The sequence below is a fragment of the Streptomyces sp. NPDC050433 genome (genome assembly GCF_044458565.1).
Lineage (GTDB): Bacteria > Actinomycetota > Actinomycetes > Streptomycetales > Streptomycetaceae > Streptomyces.
In genome coordinates this window covers 66,569-83,926 of record NZ_JBITIB010000033.1, presented here as the reverse complement: position 1 = coordinate 83,926, position 17,358 = coordinate 66,569, and the positions used below count along the sequence as shown (strand labels likewise).

Genomic DNA, 17,358 nt, shown 5'->3' with positions numbered 1-17,358 from the left:
CCTCGCCGCGACACGGGGTGGGCGGGAGGCCGTAGGGTTACGGCGCGCGCGTGCGACTTCAGGACATCAGGGCTCGACGAGACTCGACGAAAGCGACGGCACGATGACGACGGTTCCCCTGCCGACCGACGCCACCCGGTGGCGCTGCACGCTGTGCGGCAATCTCACCCGGTTCGACGTGACGCGCTCGTCCAAGGTGGTGGAGTACGTCCATCTGGACCTGGCCGGGGAGTCGAAGGTCGAGGAGCGCGACGTGGTCAGTGAGACCATCGAGTCCGTCCGCTGCCGCTGGTGCAACGCGGTGGATCAGATCGAACTGGTTGACAGGCCGGGCGCCGGCTCCTGAGGGAGTCGCCCGAAAGGCGTAGTGGGGTGACGGATCGTGGAGCAGCCCGCAAGTGGCGCTGAGCCGGCCGGGGCGGCCGGCGGCGACGCCGAGGCGCTCGACAGGCCGCTGCCCGAGGGAGTGCGCCGCCGGGTCGTGGCGCTGGTCTCGGACGCCTTCGGCGGTCTGACCGTCAACGAACTGCCCGCCCAGCTACGACAGTACGCGCGCTTCACACCGACCCGGCGGGCCCGGTTCGCGGGCAACGCGATGGCGGCGGCCCTGGAGAGCGACCCGGTGTTCCGGCAGCGGATCGGCGAGCGGTTCGCCCAGGCGGACCCCGAGCTGTCCGCCGCCGTCGAGTCGGGGTCACCGCCCCCGGCCGCCGACCCCGTCGACGTGGCGGCGGCGGCCTATGTCCTGCGCCCGGTCGGCTGGGTGAAGCTGGTGGCCGCCGCGGGCGAGGAGGTCCAGCGCGCCGACGCCGAGCGCGTCGACGAGGAGAACCGCCGCGAGCTGGAGCGGCTGCGCGAGGAGCTGGCGCAGGCCCGCGCCTCGACCAGGAGCGAGACGGAGCGGCTGCGTACGGAGCTGGACGCCGCCCGCCGGGAGGCCGAGGCCACGCACCGCAAACTGCGCAGCGCCCTGAGTGATGTGAAGCGCGGCGAGGCCGCCCTGCGCCGTACGGCTGCCGAGACCGAGACGGCCCGCGCGGAGGCCGCGGCCCAGTTGTCGGCCGCGGAGAGCGAGTCGCGGCGGCTCAAGGCCCGGCTCGCGGAGGCGGAGTCGGCGGTGGAGGCCGGGCGCCGCGCCGCGCGCGAGGGGCGCTCGGTGGAGGACATGCGGCTGCGGCTGCTGCTGGACACCGTGCTGGAGTCGGCGCAGGGGCTGCGGCGTGAGCTGGCGCTGCCGCCGGTCGCCGCGCGCCCCGCCGATCTGGTCGACGCCGTGGAGCCCGGCCGAATGTCTCCCAAGGACGTCGCGGCCCGTGCGCTGTCCGACATGGACCCGGCGCTTCTGGACCAGTTGCTGGCGCTGCCGCAGGCGCATCTGGTCGTGGACGGCTACAACGTCACCAAGACCGGCTATCCCACGATGCCGTTGGAGAAGCAGCGGCTGCGGCTGCTCGGCGGGCTCGCGATGCTCGCGGCGCAGTCCGGCGCCGAGATGACATGTGTCTTCGACGGCGCCGAACTGGCCGCCCCCGTGCTGCTCGCGCCGCCGCGCGGGGTGCGGGTGCTGTTCTCTAAACCGGGTGTGACGGCTGACGAGTTGATCCGTCAACTGGTCCGTGCGGAGCCGCCGGGGCGTCCGGTGGTGGTCGTCTCCACCGACCGTGAGGTCGCCGACGGGGTGGCGCGGGCCGGCGCGAGACCCGTCGCGTCCGCCTTGCTGCTGAAGCGGCTTTCGCGCGTCTAGTAACTCCTGTGGCCAATGCGGCATTTGGTCACCTCATGTCACATCACAGCGTCAATTGTTCGTCACTGTCTGTGCGATGTATGTGAAGAAACCACTCCACGCCCAAATTTTTTCCCTTCAGGATTTGAACTGATCACGAGAAGGTCACTAGGGTCAGGCCTCGAACCTTCGCGCGGTTGATCACCCATCCGGGGTGGCGGCGAAGGAACCGCCGAATTCGTGTAGTTCAGTCCGGTCGGACCGGATTCCCGGCCTCGCCGGGAAAGCTGAGCCTCATGGAGCCGGGGATCCGCTCCCTGTACCCGGTAGGCGGTTTGAGGAAGAAGGAGCTCGCCTTCGTGGCGTCCCACCGTCGTCCCAAGCAGCCGAGCCGCGCCCGCGTGACCGTGCTCTCCGCGACCGCAGCCGCGGCCGTCGCCCTGACGTCCCAGGCGGCGCAGGCCGCTCCGAAGCCGTCGAAGGAAGACGTCAAGGAGAAGGTCGACAAGCTCTACCACGAGGCCGAAGCCGCGACGGAGAAGCACAGCGGCGCGCAGGAGAAGGAAAAGAAGCTCGAAAAGCAGGTCGAGGCGATCCAGGACAAGGTCGCGCGCGGCCAGGAGGAGCTCAACGAGCTGCGTACCGGCCTCGGTTCGATGGCCAGTGCCCAGTACCGCTCCGGCGGGATCGACCCGGCTCTCCAGCTGTTCCTCTCCGCCGACCCGGACGACTATCTGGACAAGGCCTCCGTGCTGGACCAGATGGGCGGCAAGCAGGTCAGCGCGCTGGAGAAGATCCAGGCCAAGCAGCGGATCCTCGCGCAGCAGCGGCAGGAGGCGACCCTCAAGCTGAAGGACCTCGCCGACACGCGTACGGAGCTGGCGAAGAAGAAGAAGGCCGTCCAGACCAAGCTCAACGCCGCGAACAAACTCCTCAACACGCTGACCGCCGAGGAGCGGGCGCAGATACAGCAGGAGGACGCGGAGCGCGCCGCCCGTGGCAACGAGCGCGTCAACCTCGGCAACGAGACGGCCTCTTCGGGCCGCGCCGCCGCCGCGCTGGCCGCCGCCAAGACGCAGCTGGGCAAGCCGTACATCTCCGGTGCCGAGGGCCCCAACTCCTACGACTGCTCCGGGCTGACGCAGTGGGCCTACGCCCAGGCGGGCGTGACCCTCACCAGGACCACGTACACCCAGGTCAACGACGGCGTGAAGATAGGCCGCGGCGAACTCGCCCCCGGCGACCTGGTGTTCTTCAGCGGGCTGAGCCACGTCGCGCTGTACGTGGGCAACGGCCAGGTGATCCACGCGCCGAAGCCGGGCACCGTGGTGCGGTACGAATCCATGGAGTGGGCCGGCAGCTTCCAGTTCGGCGTCCGGGTCTGACACGACCGCACCTGACACGACCGCGACCGCCCGTTCGGGCGAACTCCGGTTACTCCCGCTGACGCACGCCCCGCCGGTGACCTGTGGTCTCCGGCGGGGCATCACTGTCTGTGCCCGGCGCGGCCTTTGGTCACTTTGTGTCCGCACGGTTACTGTCTGCTGCGCCGCAGCTCCCGGCCATGTTTCCGCCCGTCGGGCGGCAGGGGCTGCGCGGTCGCGTCCAGCGGAAGGAAGTGCGGCTTCCTGTGGTGTCCCATCGTCGTTCCTCACACCCCGGCCACAGCCGGACCACGCGGGTCACGGTCCTGTCCGCCGCCGCCGTCACGGCAGCGGCTGCCCTCGGGACCGCTCCGGCGGGCGCGGACCCGCGCGACATGACCGAGGCGACCCGGTCGGCCGTCGACCGGCTGTACGAGGAGGCCGAGAAGGCCACCGAGCGGTTCAACGAGGCGGACGAGCGGGCCGGTGTGCTGCGCGCGCGGGTGGACCGGGTGCAGGACAGCGTGGCCAGGGGCCAGGAGCGGGTCAACCGGATGCGGGGTGCGCTCGGTTCGATCGCCGGTGCCCAGTACCGCTCCGGCGGGCTCGACCCGTCGCTCGCGCTGCTGCTCTCCTCCGACCCGGACAGCTATCTCGGCAGGGCCGAGGCGCTCGACCGGCTGAGCGACCGCCAGGCCGTGGCCCTGCGCGAACTCGGGCAGGCCCAGCGCAAGCTGGGGCGGCAGCGCGCCGACGCCACCAGGGACCTCGCCGCACTGGAGCGCAGCCGGGCCGCCGTCGCCCGCCACAAGCGCACCGTCGAGGGCAAGCTCGCCGCGGCGCGGCGGCTGTTGAACTCGCTGCCCGACGAGGAGCGGGACACCGACCGGGCCTCGCGCTCCGGACGTGACGGCGGCCCGCTGTCGGCCGACGGGGAGGCGCCCGCCTCCGCGCGCGCCGCGGCGGCGGCCCGCGCGGCCCGCGGCGTCGTCGGCATGCCCTACGTGTGGGGCGCCAACGGTCCCTCGGGGTTCGACTGTTCGGGCCTGACCCAGTGGGCGTACGCGCAGGCCGGGGTCTCCCTGCCGCGTACGTCGCAGGCGCAGCGGTACGCGGGACAGCAGGTGCCGCTCTCCCAGGCGAGACCCGGCGATCTGGTCGCCTACCGCGACGACGCCAGCCACATCGGGATGTACATGGGCAACGGCCAGGTGGTGCACGCGCCGTACCCCGGCGCCTCGGTCCGCTACGACCCGGTCGGCATGATGCCGGTCTCGTCGGTCACCCGCGTCTGAGCCGGGCCGGACGGGACGTCCCCAGCCCCGGCCCGTCCCGAGCGCCCGAGCCCCGTCGCGCGCGCTCGTCGGAATTCGTTCTCGCGGCGCCCCGTACGATCGGCAGGGTGACAGGTCAGGGACGGACGACTCGGAGACCTGCGGCGGGTCGCATCCGTACGACCCGCCGCCACGGGGTGCGCCGCCGTGCGGCGGTCGCGCTGCTCGGGTGTCTGCTGGTCGCCTCGGGCTGTTCCGCGCCCACCGGGACCGACGCCGCCACCGGCGCCATCCAGCGGACCCTGGACCGCCGGGCCGACGCCCTGATCGACCGCGACGAGGGCGGCTATCTGGCCGCCGTCGACCCCGCGGCCGGTGAACTGCTGGCCGCCGAACGGCGGACGTACCGCAATCTCACCGACGTGCCCGTGCGGTCCTGGGAGTACACGCTGCGGGACGTCGACCGCTCCGGCACACGCGCGACGGCGCGGGCCGAGCTGCGCTACAGGATGGCGGGTTACGACACGGCGCCCGTCATCTCGGCGCGCACGCTGGAGCTGACCGAACGGGACGGGCACTGGTACGTGAGCGCCGACCGGCCCGGCGAGGGCGACGCGCAGCTGCTCTGGCAGCAGGGTGCCGTCGACGTCGTCCACGGCAGGCGCAGCCTGATCCTCGGCGTCGGTCAGGACAACGCCCGGCTGCGCGAGATCGCCGCCGCCGCCGACCGGGCGGTGCCCGCCGTCGACGAGGCGTGGCCGGGCAGCTGGTCGGGCCGGGTCGTGGTGCTGGTGCCCGAGTCGGTGGAGTCGATGGCCGGTCTGCTGGGGGCGTCGGTGGGGAGCTACCGGGGCATCGCCGCCGTCACGACCGCCGAGACCCGGCGGGAGGGCTCCTCGCCGGCGGACCGGGTGATCGTCAACCCCGACGCGTACGGCGTCCTCGGCGACTTCGGGCGCCGGGTGATCCTCACCCACGAGACCACCCACGTGGCGACGCGGGCGGACACCTCCGGGGCCACCCCGATGTGGCTGTCGGAGGGCTTCTCCGACTGGGTCGCCTATCGGGACGCCGACCGCGCGGGCGGGCAGGCGGCGCCGGAACTCGAACGGTCGCTGCGCCGGGGCGAGATGCCCGCCGCGCTCCCCGAGGACGGTGACTTCGCCTTCGACGCGGAGGCGGACGAACTGGCGCGCGCGTACGAGGGCGGGCGCCTGGCGTGCGAGCTGATCGCGGAGCGCTGGGGCGAGCGGAAGCTGACGGACTTCTACCGGGCGGTGGGGGAGCACGAGCGGCGCGAGGGGGCCGTGGAGGACGCGATGAACGAGGTGCTGTCGGTGACGCCGGACGAGTTCGGCGCGCTGTGGCGGGACTACGTGCGCGAGCGGCTGCGCTGAGGGGACGGGGGCGCCAGAGACCTCGCACGGCCCCGTACGAACGCCGCACGGCCCCTGCGCAGGCCGTCAGGAGCCCAGCAGCCGGTACTCCTCCTCCTTGCCCGCGCCCGCGTCCCCGCTCCCGGCCGTCTCCGCCGCCTCCTGCCGCTGTGCGCGCGGGCGCGGGCGCGGGCCGGGCACCGTCGTGCGCCACAGCCGGCCGCACGCGGTCAGCGCCGCGGCGACGAGCAGCCCGTTGCGTACGACGAGCAGGGTCACGCCCTGCCAGTCGCTGGCCGTCACGTGCGAGAAGAACAGAGGGAATTCGAGCACCGTGACCGCGCAGGCGGCCACCACCAGTACCGCGGGCAGTGTCATCGGGCTCGACCGCAGGAGCAGGCAGACGGCGGCCAGGCCGACCAGCCAGATCATGTACTGCGGGCTGATCACCCGGCTGGTGACGGTGAACAGCAGGACGGCGACAAACGCCGCGTCGCACAGGGTGCTCGCGCCGAACGTCGAGGCCTTCAGCCGCCAGACGAGCAGCCAGCCGAAGGAGGCCAGGCTGAGGACGAGGGCGAGCGCGCTGACGAGCGGGACGTACGGCCCCCGGAACTCCACCGAGCCGTAGGAGAACATCACGGCGCCGTCCCAGCCCAGATGCCGGGCCACATGGAAGACCAGCGCGCCCAGCGACTCGACCTCGGTGCCCCGGTCGCGCTGCGCGGTGAGGAAGTCCAGCGCGCCGGGCAGCACCGCGGAGACCATGGCGAGCAGCGCGAGCGCCGTCGCGGCAGCAGCGGACCAGGACAGCCGGGTGGCCCGGCCGCGCGGCGTACCGATCAGCAGCAGCACCGGCCACACCTTCAGCAGGGCGCCGAACCCCGCGAGCGCGCCGAGCAGTTGGGGCCTGCGGGTGCCCGCGAGGAGGGCACAGACGGCCACGGCGGTGACCATCAGGTCGTAACGCGCGTACACGGTGGGCCCGAGCACCGCGACCCCCGTCACCCACACCCACACACCGCGCGTCGAGTGCCCCGGTCGCCGCCCCGTGTGCAGCAGCAGGCCGAAGACCAGCGTGTCGCAGAGCAGGCACAGGGTGAAGAACGCGGTGGCGTAGCCGAGGAAGGGCAGCAGGGCGGGGGAGAGGATCGCGAACGCGGCGCCGGGCGGGTACTGCCAGGTGACGTCGCCCACGGGGAACGTGCCGGAGCGCAGGACCTCGTACCAGCCCCGGTAGGTGACGGAGACGTCCGGCGTGACGTCGGAGCCGGGCGTGACGATGATCCTGAGGACGCAGAGCATCAGGACGGTCCTGGTGAGGAGCCACACCGAGATCGGACCGAGGGCGCCGGGCACGCGGCTCCTCTCGACCTCGGCGACCCGCGCGGTCGCTCCGACGTGTGCCATGTCCTCGACCGTCATGACTACCTGCCCGTTTTGACTGAAATGTACAAATGTGCTGGCGGGAGCCATCATGCGGGGGGACGGGCGTGGGAACGGTGAGGCAGGGCCGTTCGGTACTGTCGGCGGCGATGCACAAGACCTTGATCGTGACCAACGACTTCCCGCCCCGGCCCGGCGGCATCCAGGCGTTCCTGCACAACATGGCGCTGCGGCTGGACCCCGACCGGATCGTCGTCTACGCCTCCACCTGGAAGCGCGGCGCCGAGGGCGCGGAGGCGACGGCGGCCTTCGACGCCGAGCAGCCCTTCACGGTCGTGCGCGACCGTACGACGATGCTGCTGCCGACGCCGCGAGTGACCCGGCGGGCGGTGGGACTGCTGCGGGAACACGGCTGCGAGTCCGTGTGGTTCGGCGCCGCGGCCCCGCTCGGGCTGATGGGCCCGGCGCTGCGCCGGGCCGGCGCCCGGCGGATCGTCGCCACCTCGCACGGCCACGAGGCGGGCTGGGCGCAGCTGCCCGCGTCCCGGCAACTGCTGCGCCGTATCGGCGAGGGTACGGACACGATCACCTACCTCGGCGAGTACACGCGCTCGCGCATCGCCGCCGCCCTCACGCCCGACGCCGCCGGCCGCATGGTCCAACTGCCGCCCGGCGTCGACGAGAAGACGTTCCACCCCGAGTCGGGCGGTGACGCGGTCCGCGAGCGGCTCGGGCTCGCGGAGCGGCCCGTCGTCGTCTGCGTCTCCCGGCTGGTGCCGCGCAAGGGGCAGGACACGCTGATCCTCGCCATGCCGGCGATCCTGGCGCGGGTCCCGGACGCCGTGCTGCTGATCGTCGGCGGCGGACCGTACGCCAAGGAGCTGCGAAAGCTGGCCGCCGAGACCGGTGTCGCCGACTCCGTACGCTTCACCGGCCCCGTGCCCTGGTCCGAACTGCCCGCCCACTACGGCGCGGGCGACGTCTTCGCGATGCCCTGCCGCACCCGGCGCGGCGGCCTCGACGTGGAGGGCCTGGGCATCGTCTATCTGGAGGCCTCCGCGACGGGGCTCCCGGTGGTCGCGGGCGACTCCGGCGGCGCGCCGGACGCGGTGCTGGACGGCGAGACGGGCTGGGTGGTGCGTGGCGGCCCCGCAGCACTCGCGGCACAGGAATCGGCGGACCGCATCGTGACACTCCTGAACGACCCGGACCTCCGCCACCGGATGGGCGCGCGGGGCCGCGAGTGGGTCGAGGACCGCTGGCGCTGGGACCTCCTGGCGAACCGCCTCCGCGCACTGCTGTAGCGGGAGCCCCTCCCGGCTCGGGGCACGGGTCCGCCCCTGCCCGCGCTGCTCCGAGCCGGGTCTGCCGGCCTGCTGGCGGGCGGCAGGTCTTGTCCGGACCCGGTCGGCCCCGCCCGGCCCCAGCCCCCGCGCGCCCGCTCAGGAGCGGTACAGGGACTCGATCTCGTCCGCGAAGTCCTTCGCCACCACGCCGCGCTTCAGTTTCAGCGACGGCGTGATGTGGCCCGCCTCCTCCGTGAACTGGGCTTCCAGGACGCGGAACTTGCGCACCGACTCCGCCTTCGAGACCGCCGCGTTGCCGTCGTCCACCGCCTGCTGGACCGCCGCCAGCAGGTCCGGGTCGGCGCGCAGTGACGCCGCCGTCGAGCCCGGCGGCTTGCCGTGCTCCTTCGCCCAGCGGGCCAGGAACTCCTCGTCGATCGTCACCAGCGCGCCCACGAACGGACGCCCGTCGCCGACCACCATGCACTCCGCCACCAGCGCGTGCGCGCGGATGCGGTCCTCCAGCACGGCGGGCGCGACGTTCTTGCCGCCCGCCGTCACCAGGATCTCCTTCTTGCGGCCGGTGATCGCGAGATACCCGTCCTCGTCGAGGGTGCCGATGTCGCCGGTGTGGAACCAGCCGTCGGCCAGCGCCTCCGCCGTCGCCGCCTCGTTGTTCCAGTAGCCCGTGAACAGGTGCTCGCCGTGCAGCAGCACCTCGCCGTCGTCCGCTATGCGGACCACCGAACCCGGCAGCGGCTGCCCGACCGTACCGATCTTCTGCCGGTCCCACGGGTTGAACGCCGTCGCCGCGCACGTCTCCGTCAGGCCGTACCCCTCCAGCACCGTGAAACCGATGCCGCGGAAGAAGTGCCCGAGCCGTTCGCCCAGCGGGGCGCCGCCGGAGATCGCGTACTCGCCCCGGCCGCCGAGGACCGCGCGCAGCTTGCTGTACACGAGGACGTCGAAGACCTTGTGCCGGACCTTGAGCCCGAGCGACGGACCCCGCTCGCTGTCCAGCGCGTGGCTGTACTCGATCGCCGTCCGCGCCGCGCGGTCGAAGATCTTCCCCTTGCCGTCCGCCTGCGCCTTGGCACGCGCCGAGTTGTAGACCTTCTCGAAGACGCGCGGTACACCGAGGATCAACGTCGGCCGGAACGTGGCCAGTTCCTCGGTCAGATTCTTGATGTCCGGTACGCAGCCGAGTTTGATCGGCGCCATCACCGAGGCCACCTCGACCAGCCGCCCGAAGACATGCGCGGCGGGCAGGAACAGCAGGACCGAACACTCGCCCGTACGGAACAGGGGTCGCAGGCGCTCCACTACGTTGCCGCACTCCGCGAAGAACGCGCGGTGCGTCAGCACACAGCCCTTGGGGCGGCCGGTGGTGCCCGAGGTGTAGACGATCGTCGCCGGATCGTCGGCCTTCGCCGTCGCGCTGCGCCCGTCGACCTCCGCCTCCGTGATGTCCGCGCCCGCGGCGGTCAGTTCCGCCACGCAGCCCTTGCCGTCGCCCGTGTCGCCGTCGCCGCTCCCGTCGATCTGCCAGATGTGGCGCAGCTGCGGCAGCCCCTCCGACACGGACCTCACCTCGGCGGCGAGCGCGCCGGTCTCCACGATCATCGCGGTGGTGCCCGAGTCGCCGAGGATCCACTGCACCTGCTCGGTGGAGCTGGTCTCGTACACCGGTACGGTGACGGCGCCCGCGCTCCAGATCGCGAAGTCGAGCAGCACCCACTCGTACCGGGTCCGCGACATCAGAGCGATCCGCTCACCAGGACGGATGCCGGACGCGATCAGCCCCTTGGCCACCGCCCGTACCTCGGCGAGGAACTGGGCGGCCGTGACGTCCGTCCACACTCCGGCGACCTTGCGGCTCACGACCGCGACATCGGGATGCTGAGCGGCGTTGCGGCCGATGAGATCCGTCAGATTGCCGTCCGAGGGGACCTCGTACAGGGCCGGAAGGCTGAACTCGGGCAAGACTGCTGCTCCTCGTCGGGCAGGTGCTCTCGGGGGTGAGGCACGACAGGACTGCCCGGACGTTACCCACCGGTACACGGTTCCGGATAGGGGCCCCGGCCAGATGTTCCCTGCGTCACACGTTTTCTGACGGTCCTTCGCGCAGAGTAGTCCACAGCGGTGCGGACGTGTGAGTAACCGCAGGTCCGGACCCCTCTACACAGGAGGAGGGCGGCGATCTAGGGTGAGCGGCATGCGTGGTGGCGGGAACGACACGGAGAACGGCGGAAACGGCCGGAACAGCGGGAACGCGACGGAGAGCAGCGGGAAAAGCCGCACACGGACACGCGTCCACGTCGTCAGCGACGTGCACGGCAACGCCCGCGACCTCGCCACCGCCGGCGACGGCGCCGACGCCCTGATCTGCCTCGGCGACCTCGTCCTCTTCCTCGACTACGCCGACCACTCACGCGGCATCTTCCCCGACCTCTTCGGCAAGGAGAACGCCGACCGCATCGTCGAGCTGCGCACCGCCCGCCGCTTCGACGAGGCCCGTGACCTGGGCCGCGACCTCTGGGCCGGTCTTGAGACAGATCGCGACACCGCCATCGAATCCGCGGTACGGCGCCAGTACGCCGAACTGTTCACCGCCCTCCCCACCCCGACGTACGCCACCTACGGCAACGTCGACATCCCCGCCCTCTGGCCCGAGTACGCCGGACCGGGCACGACCGTCCTCGACGGCGAGCGGGTCGAGATCGGCGGGCGCGTCTTCGGCTTCGTCGGCGGTGGCCTGCGCACCCCGATGCGCACCCCGCACGAGATCTCCGACGAGGAGTACGCGGCGAAGGTCGAGCGGCTCGGCGAGGTCGACGTCCTCTGCACCCACATCCCGCCCGAGGTCCCCGAGTTGACGTACGACACCGTCGCCCGCCGTTTCGAACGCGGCAGCCGTGCGCTGCTGGACGCCATTCGCCGTACCAGACCGAGGTACGCGCTCTTCGGTCATGTCCACCAGCCGCTCGCCCGCCGGATGCGCGTCGGCTCGACGGAGTGCGTGAACGTCGGACACTTCGCGTCCACCGGACAGCCCTGGGCCATGGAATGGTGACCGGCGCGCACGCGATAGCCTGCACGCTGCACGGCCGGTACCGGGAATGCGTGGCCGTCGCCCCGCACCACCGGGGAGACACCATCTGAAGGAGCACGTCGATGGCGGAACACACCAAGTCGAGCATCACGATCGAGGCGGCACCCGCCGACGTGATGGGCGTGATCGCCGACTTCGCCCGCTATCCCGAGTGGACCGGCGAGGTGAAGGAGGCCGAGGTGCTCGCCACCGACGCCGAGGGCCGTGCCGAGCAGGTCAGGCTGGTGCTGGACGCCGGCGCGATCAAGGACGACCACACCCTCGAGTACACCTGGACCGGCGGTGACGAGGTCAGCTGGACGCTGGTCAAGTCCCAGATGCTGCGGGCGCTCGACGGCTCGTACCACCTCGCGCCGACGGACGGCGGCGCGCGCACCGAGGTCACCTACCGGCTGACCGTCGACGTCAAGATCCCGATGCTCGGCATGATCAAGCGCAAGGCCGAGAAGGTCATCATCGACCGCGCCCTGGCCGGTCTGAAGAAGCGCGTCGAGAGCGCCCCCGGCTCTGCCGGATCCGCCGGAGCGGCCGAGACGCCCACCGCCTGATGACGGGCAAGACGCCGCGTACGGTCCTGGTCACCGGCCCCGGCGGCGCGGGCCGCAGCACCGTCGCGGCGGCGACCGCCCTGGCCGCCGCCCGGCGCGGCAGCCGCACGCTGCTGCTCTCCGCCGACCCGGCGGGACCCGGTGTCGCCCTCGGTACGGGGGCCGCCGCCGTCGCCGTCGAACCGGCCGAGGTGGCACCCGGCCTCTGGGCCGCCCGCGTCGACCCCGCCGACTACTTCCGCACCGAATTCCTCGCCCTCCAGGACCGCGCCGCCACCGCACTCGACATGCTCGGCGCCCGGCCCCTCGACGGCGAAGAGCTGACCGAGCTGCCCGGCAGTGAACAGTTCGCCCTGCTCCAGGCGCTGCGCCGGGCCTCGGCCGGTGACTGGGACCTGCTCGTCGTCGACCTGCCGCCGCTGCGCGACGCGCTGTCCGTGCTCGCCCTGCCCGAGCGGCTGCGCCGCCTCCTGCGCCGCCTCCTGCCCGCGGAGCGGCAGGCCGCGCGTGCGCTGCGCCCGATGATGGCGCAGCTCGCCGGCGTACCGATGCCCGCGGGCTGGCTGTACGGCGCCGCCGCCCGCAGGGACGAGGAACTGGCCGCCGTCCAGGCGCTGATCGAGGCCGGTACCACGACCGTACGGCTCGTCGCCGAGCCCGGCCCGGCCGCCGGGGACGCCCTGCGCGTGGCCCGGAACGGGCTCAGCCTGTACGGGCTGCGCGTCGACGCCCTCGTACCGAACAAGGTGCTGCCGACGGACTCGTCCGACGCCTGGCTGGCGACCCTCGCCGCCCAGCAGCAGAAGTGCCTGGACGAGTGGAGCGAGGAGTACGGCTCCGCGTGGCCGCTGCGCGCGGTGCGCCACCTGGGCCGCGATCCGCGTGGACCGGACGATCTCACCGATCTGGGCCCGGACCTCTCCGACGGGACGGGCGCGGAGCCCGAGTCGTCCCGTGAGGCGTGGTGGGTCGAGGACCGGCGCGAGGAGGACGGCCTGCTGGTGTGGGCCCTGCCACTGCCCGGCGCTGTCAAGGCGGACGTCGGCCTGGTGCGCCGCGGCGACGAACTGCTCCTGACCGTCGGCCCGTTCCACCGCATCGTGCCCCTCCCGGCCGCCCTGCGACGCTGCACGGTCTCCGGCGCCGCGCTCACGGACGGTGTCCTGAAGGTCCGATTCACGCCGGAGCCGGGGCTCTGGCCGCGCACTCCCTGAATGTCCGAGCGGGGTTCAGGTACCGTCGAAGGTACACAGCCTCGGCTCCGCCCCGGACGAGGCGCCTTGCCCGACGCGGGAGTAACCCATGAGCGATGCCACCGAGCGTCCCGCCGCCGACCCGGACGCCTGGGCCACGGCCTGCGCCGAGGACCTGGCCGCCGAGAAGGCCCGTCGCCGCGCCGTCCACGGGACACCGCCCGGCTCGGCCTCCGAGGAGCTGCGCCGGTTCGTCGACGCCGTCGCCGACAAGGTGTCCTCGTTCCAGAGTCCGCTGCTCGGCATGGCCGCACAGGGCGCCGTCCAGCAGTTCATCAATCAGGCCAAGTCCGCGGTCGAGCCGGTCATCGACCGTAACCCCGACATCTTCGACCACCTCGCGGCGGCCGGAAACGAACTGCTCGCCGCCTACCGCTCCGCGGTCGAGGGCGACGAGCGCCGCTGGACCCGAGGAACGTCCGAGGCCCCCGACATCAGCCTGAAGAAGGCGGACGAAAAGGCCAACGACCCTTCGGATCCCCGCGATGAGGGTCCCACCCCCGGTACCCACATCGACCTCGACTGACCAGCGGGGTGCCCGCCCTCGGGTACGGTTGGGCCCAGCGGGGCTCGACCGAAAACTGAGGGACACATGGGACTCACCATCGGCGTCGACATCGGCGGCACGAAGATCGCGGCGGGCGTCGTCGACGAAGAGGGCGCGATTCTCGATACGCACCAGGTGCCCACCCCGCCGACCGCCGAAGGGATCATCGACGCCATCTGTGCGGCGGTGTCCGGCGCCGGCAAGGGTCACGAGATCGAGGCGGTCGGCATCGGCGCCGCCGGCTACGTGGACGACAAGCGCGCCACCGTCCTGTTCGCGCCGAACATCGACTGGCGTCACGAACCGCTCAAGGACAAGGTCGAGCAGCGGGTCGGGATGCAGGTCGTCGTGGAGAACGACGCGAACGCGGCGGCCTGGGGCGAGTACAAGTTCGGGGCCGGACAGGGCCACGACGACGTCATCTGCATCACGCTCGGCACCGGGCTCGGCGGCGGCATCATCATCGGCAACAAACTGCGCCGCGGACGCTTCGGTGTGGCGGCGGAATTCGGCCATATCCGGGTCGTGCCCGACGGGTTGCTGTGCGGCTGCGGCAGTCAGGGCTGCTGGGAGCAGTACGCGTCGGGGCGCGCCCTCGTCAGGTACGCGAAGCAACGTGCCAACGCCACCCCCGAGAACGCGGAGATCCTGCTGCGTCTCGGCGACGGCACCCCCGAGGGCATCGAGGGCAAACACATCAGCGCCGCGGCCCGTGAGGGCGACCCGGTGGCCGTCGACTCCTTCCGGGAGCTGGCCCGTTGGGCCGGGGCGGGCCTGGCCGACCTGGCGTCGCTGTTCGACCCGTCGGCGTTCATCGTCGGCGGGGGTGTGTCGGACGAGGGCGAGTTGGTCCTCGAACCGATCCGAAAGTCCTTCCGCCGCTGGCTGATCGGTGGCGAATGGCGTCCGCACGCCCAGGTCCTCGCCGCCCAACTGGGCGGCAAGGCAGGGCTGGTGGGCGCCGCGGACCTGGCCCGTCAGGGCTGATCCGGTCGCCGGAATCCGGATCGATCACGCCCGCCGCGCCCCCCGAGGGAGCGGCGGGCGTTGGCCTATCGTGGACCGGTGACGACTCCGGTGAGTGGACAGGGTGGACCCGTCTCCATGATTTCGCTGCCCGACTCCCGTACCGAGCCCGACGGTTCGGCCGTGATCCGCGTACTCAGCTACAACATCCGCTCCATGCGCGACGATTGCGACGCGCTGGCGCGGGTGATCGGGGCCTGTGAGCCCGACCTGGTCTTCGTCCAGGAGGCGCCCCGCTTCTTCCGCTGGCGCAAGCGCGCCGCGTGGCTGGCCGCCCGGACCGATCTCGTCGTCCTCAGCGGCGGCGGAACGGCCGCCGGCCCGCTGCTGCTGTGCTCGCTGCGCGCCACCGTGGAGCGTACGGAGGACGTACTGCTTCCGCTCACACCGGGACTGCACCGGCGCGGCTTCGCCACGGCCGTCGTACGGATCGGTGGTGCCCGCATCGGGCTGCTCAGCTGTCATCTCAGCCTGCGGGCCGACGAACGCCTCGCCCAGGCGGGGATGGTGCTCGACCGGGTGAGGGCGATGGAGGTGCCGCACGCGATCGTGGCGGGTGATCTCAACGACCGGCCGCAGGGGCGCTCGTTCCGGCGGATCGCCAAGGAGCTTCAGGACGGCTGGGCGGTCAAGCCGTGGGGGAGCGAGTACACGTCGACGCCCAGCGATCCGCGTCAGCGCATCGACGCGGTCTTCGCGACCGAGGGTGTCGAAGTCCTGGGCTGCGGAGTGCCGTTGGGGCTGCCGGGCATCGTGGAGAGCGATCTGCGGGCGGCCACCGACCACCTTCCGGTGCTGGCCGCCCTGCGCGTGCCCGCGTCGACGTCGTCCTGATCCCCCACGGTCCGGCGCGTCAGACCACCGCGCCGCGGCCCGGATCGTCCTCCTCGTCGTCGTCATGCTGCATCCGTGCCACCAGCGTGACGAAACCGCCCAGGAAACCGCCGATACAGACGGTCGTCAGCCACCAGGTCATCTCCCACTGCAACAGTACGGCGAGGAGCATGAGCACCGGGCCGCCGATCACCGCGAGCCAGGCGAACTTGGCCGTGACGTCGGCCTCCGGCAGCGGTGGCGGCTCGGGTGGTACGAAATGGCCCTCGTCGGTGTCGTCGAGGTCGTCGTCCTTCGGCTCCGCCACCGAGTAGTCGCGCGGGCCCCCGCCGCCGACGCCGGGCGCGAAGACGACCGAGCTGCCCAGCGAGCCGCCGAGCGACGGCTTGTCGGGCTTGGCGTCCGGCGTCGCGTCCGTGCCGGGGTCCGTGGCGGCGGGGTCCCGGTCGGCGTCCGGCCCGGCCGCCGACCCGGCCTCCGGTCCGTTCACCGGCCCGAGGTCCGCCTTTGTGGTCCCCGACCCCTTGTCCTTGGGCGGCGCGGGCTCGGTGCTGTTCCGGTCGCTCTCCAGGAGCGCCAGGTCCTCGACCGACTTGAAGGGCTTGGCACCCGGCGGATCGGCCGGCTCCTCGCCGTAACCCGCGACGATCGCCGCCCACGCGGCGTCCTCGTCGATCGGCTGCGGCTCGCGGTCCGCGTCATGCTCAGCCACCGGTTGTGCTCCCCTTCTTCCCGACGCTCGGAGCGAGTCGGTCGACGAACGTGTGACTCTCCTCGAAAATGAGCTCCGCATCGTTGTCCAACGTCGCCACGTGGTAGCTGTGTTCCAGGATGACCTCCCGGATGTCGGTCGACGAGACCCGGCCGAGGATCCGTGCCGAGTCGGCCGGGGGCACGACATGGTCACGGGGGCTGCGCATCAGCAGCAGCGGCTGGGTGACCTGAGGCAGCTCCCCGTCCACCAGCCGGAAGAAATTCCGCAGCGAGTGCGCGGCGTGCAGCGGGACCCGGTCGTAACCGACCTCCTCGCTGCGCGGCAGCGCGATGTCGCTGCGCAGGCCCTTCGTCGTCCGGACGAGGTGCCGGGCGAGCGGCAGGGCGTACGCCGAAAGGCCGTGCACCTTGTTCGCCGGGTTGACGACGGCGACGCCGCTGACCGCGTGCCCGTGCTTGGCGGCGAGCCGCAGCGCCAGCGTCCCGCCCATGGAGAGACCGAAGACGAAGACCCGCTCGCACCGCTCGCCCAGCTCCCGCAGCGCCCGGTCCACCTCCGCGTACCAGTCCTGCCAGCCGGTGATCTGCATGTCCTCCCAGCGCGTGCCGTGCCCCGGCAGGAGCGGCAGCGACACCGTGAGGCCGCGGGCGGCCAGATATTCGGCCCAGGGGCGCAGCGACTGCGGGGAACCGGTGAATCCGTGGCAGAGGAGGACGCCGACATCTCCGCCCTCGTGGCGGTACGGCTCGGCTCCAGGAAGGACCGGCACAGGGTCTCCTGTTCGTGAGTCTCGAAGTGGTACTTCACCGTACGCGACCGGACCGACACCGACCAGAGCCGTCGGCGCCCCAGGACGGAACCGGCGCACGCCCCGCGGGTTAAGGTCGGTCGACAGCACACAGGAGGCACCCGAG

Annotated in this window: 16 protein-coding genes; 12 read left to right on the top strand and 4 right to left on the bottom strand. The window is 72.2% G+C overall.

Annotated elements, in window-relative coordinates; translation table 11 throughout:
- The first annotated feature begins 103 nt into the window (after positions 1 to 103).
- From ACIBLA_RS31570 to ACIBLA_RS31550, 5 genes are all read left to right on the top strand, one after another.
- The gene (locus ACIBLA_RS31570) at positions 104 to 346 is read left to right on the top strand and encodes a hypothetical protein (protein WP_078077743.1); all 243 of its coding nucleotides are present in this window, start codon (positions 104 to 106) and stop codon (positions 344 to 346) included.
- 36 nt (positions 347 to 382) lie between these two features.
- Positions 383 to 1,744 (top strand): NYN domain-containing protein, encoded by a 1,362-nt coding sequence (locus ACIBLA_RS31565; protein ID WP_363244992.1) that lies wholly within the window; start codon positions 383 to 385, stop codon positions 1,742 to 1,744.
- Between the two features lie 338 nt (positions 1,745 to 2,082).
- Positions 2,083 to 3,108, top strand: a complete 1,026-nt coding sequence (locus ACIBLA_RS31560; protein WP_399200586.1) for an NlpC/P60 family protein — start codon at positions 2,083 to 2,085, stop codon at positions 3,106 to 3,108.
- Between the two features lie 245 nt (positions 3,109 to 3,353).
- Positions 3,354 to 4,382, top strand: a complete 1,029-nt coding sequence (locus ACIBLA_RS31555; RefSeq protein ID WP_363244990.1) for an NlpC/P60 family protein — start codon at positions 3,354 to 3,356, stop codon at positions 4,380 to 4,382.
- A gap of 107 nt (positions 4,383 to 4,489) precedes the next feature.
- Positions 4,490 to 5,758, top strand: a complete 1,269-nt coding sequence (locus tag ACIBLA_RS31550; RefSeq protein ID WP_399200584.1) for a hypothetical protein — start codon at positions 4,490 to 4,492, stop codon at positions 5,756 to 5,758.
- A gap of 66 nt (positions 5,759 to 5,824) precedes the next feature.
- Here the strand turns inward: ACIBLA_RS31550 and ACIBLA_RS31545 are convergent, their stop codons facing one another.
- Positions 5,825 to 7,147, bottom strand: a complete 1,323-nt coding sequence (locus ACIBLA_RS31545; RefSeq protein ID WP_399200583.1) for a glycosyltransferase 87 family protein — start codon at positions 7,145 to 7,147, stop codon at positions 5,825 to 5,827.
- Between the two features lie 125 nt (positions 7,148 to 7,272).
- On the opposite strand from ACIBLA_RS31545, the gene ACIBLA_RS31540 reads away from it, so the two are divergent.
- Positions 7,273 to 8,427 carry a glycosyltransferase family 4 protein gene (locus tag ACIBLA_RS31540; protein WP_363244988.1) on the top strand — a complete coding sequence of 385 codons (1,155 nt, stop codon included), beginning with the start codon at positions 7,273 to 7,275 and terminating at the stop codon, positions 8,425 to 8,427.
- Positions 8,428 to 8,565: 138 nt separating this feature from the next.
- On the opposite strand, the gene ACIBLA_RS31535 is transcribed toward ACIBLA_RS31540, so the two are convergent.
- The gene (locus ACIBLA_RS31535; RefSeq protein ID WP_363244986.1) at positions 8,566 to 10,392 is read right to left on the bottom strand and encodes an AMP-dependent synthetase/ligase; all 1,827 of its coding nucleotides are present in this window, start codon (positions 10,390 to 10,392) and stop codon (positions 8,566 to 8,568) included.
- Between the two features lie 232 nt (positions 10,393 to 10,624).
- On the opposite strand from ACIBLA_RS31535, the gene ACIBLA_RS31530 reads away from it, so the two are divergent.
- The 6 genes from ACIBLA_RS31530 to ACIBLA_RS31505 all read left to right on the top strand — a co-directional run bounded on the left by ACIBLA_RS31530 (position 10,625) and on the right by ACIBLA_RS31505 (position 15,729).
- Positions 10,625 to 11,482, top strand: coding sequence for a metallophosphoesterase (locus tag ACIBLA_RS31530; protein ID WP_399200580.1), 858 nt, complete (start codon positions 10,625 to 10,627; stop codon positions 11,480 to 11,482).
- Between the two features lie 101 nt (positions 11,483 to 11,583).
- Complete coding sequence (locus tag ACIBLA_RS31525; RefSeq protein WP_399200579.1) at positions 11,584 to 12,069, top strand: SRPBCC family protein; 486 nt, start codon at positions 11,584 to 11,586, stop codon at positions 12,067 to 12,069.
- Positions 12,069 to 13,283 (top strand): ArsA-related P-loop ATPase, encoded by a 1,215-nt coding sequence (locus tag ACIBLA_RS31520; protein WP_363244983.1) that lies wholly within the window; start codon positions 12,069 to 12,071, stop codon positions 13,281 to 13,283. The genes ACIBLA_RS31525 and ACIBLA_RS31520 overlap by 1 nt, the downstream gene beginning before the upstream one ends.
- Before the next feature lie 88 nt (positions 13,284 to 13,371).
- On the top strand, positions 13,372 to 13,848 hold the full coding sequence (locus tag ACIBLA_RS31515) for a DUF5304 domain-containing protein (protein WP_363244982.1): 477 nt from the start codon (positions 13,372 to 13,374) through the stop codon (positions 13,846 to 13,848).
- Between the two features lie 66 nt (positions 13,849 to 13,914).
- Complete coding sequence (locus ACIBLA_RS31510; protein WP_363244981.1) at positions 13,915 to 14,856, top strand: ROK family glucokinase; 942 nt, start codon at positions 13,915 to 13,917, stop codon at positions 14,854 to 14,856.
- 117 nt (positions 14,857 to 14,973) lie between these two features.
- Complete coding sequence (locus ACIBLA_RS31505) at positions 14,974 to 15,729, top strand: endonuclease/exonuclease/phosphatase family protein (RefSeq protein WP_363244980.1); 756 nt, start codon at positions 14,974 to 14,976, stop codon at positions 15,727 to 15,729.
- A gap of 19 nt (positions 15,730 to 15,748) precedes the next feature.
- On the opposite strand, the gene ACIBLA_RS31500 is transcribed toward ACIBLA_RS31505, so the two are convergent.
- Together ACIBLA_RS31500 and ACIBLA_RS31495 are read right to left on the bottom strand one after the other, a co-directional pair.
- Positions 15,749 to 16,522, bottom strand: a complete 774-nt coding sequence (locus tag ACIBLA_RS31500) for a hypothetical protein (RefSeq protein WP_399200578.1) — start codon at positions 16,520 to 16,522, stop codon at positions 15,749 to 15,751.
- Positions 16,434 to 17,213, bottom strand: a complete 780-nt coding sequence (locus ACIBLA_RS31495) for an alpha/beta fold hydrolase (RefSeq protein ID WP_363244979.1) — start codon at positions 17,211 to 17,213, stop codon at positions 16,434 to 16,436. The genes ACIBLA_RS31500 and ACIBLA_RS31495 overlap by 89 nt, the downstream gene beginning before the upstream one ends.
- Positions 17,214 to 17,358 lie beyond the last annotated feature (145 nt).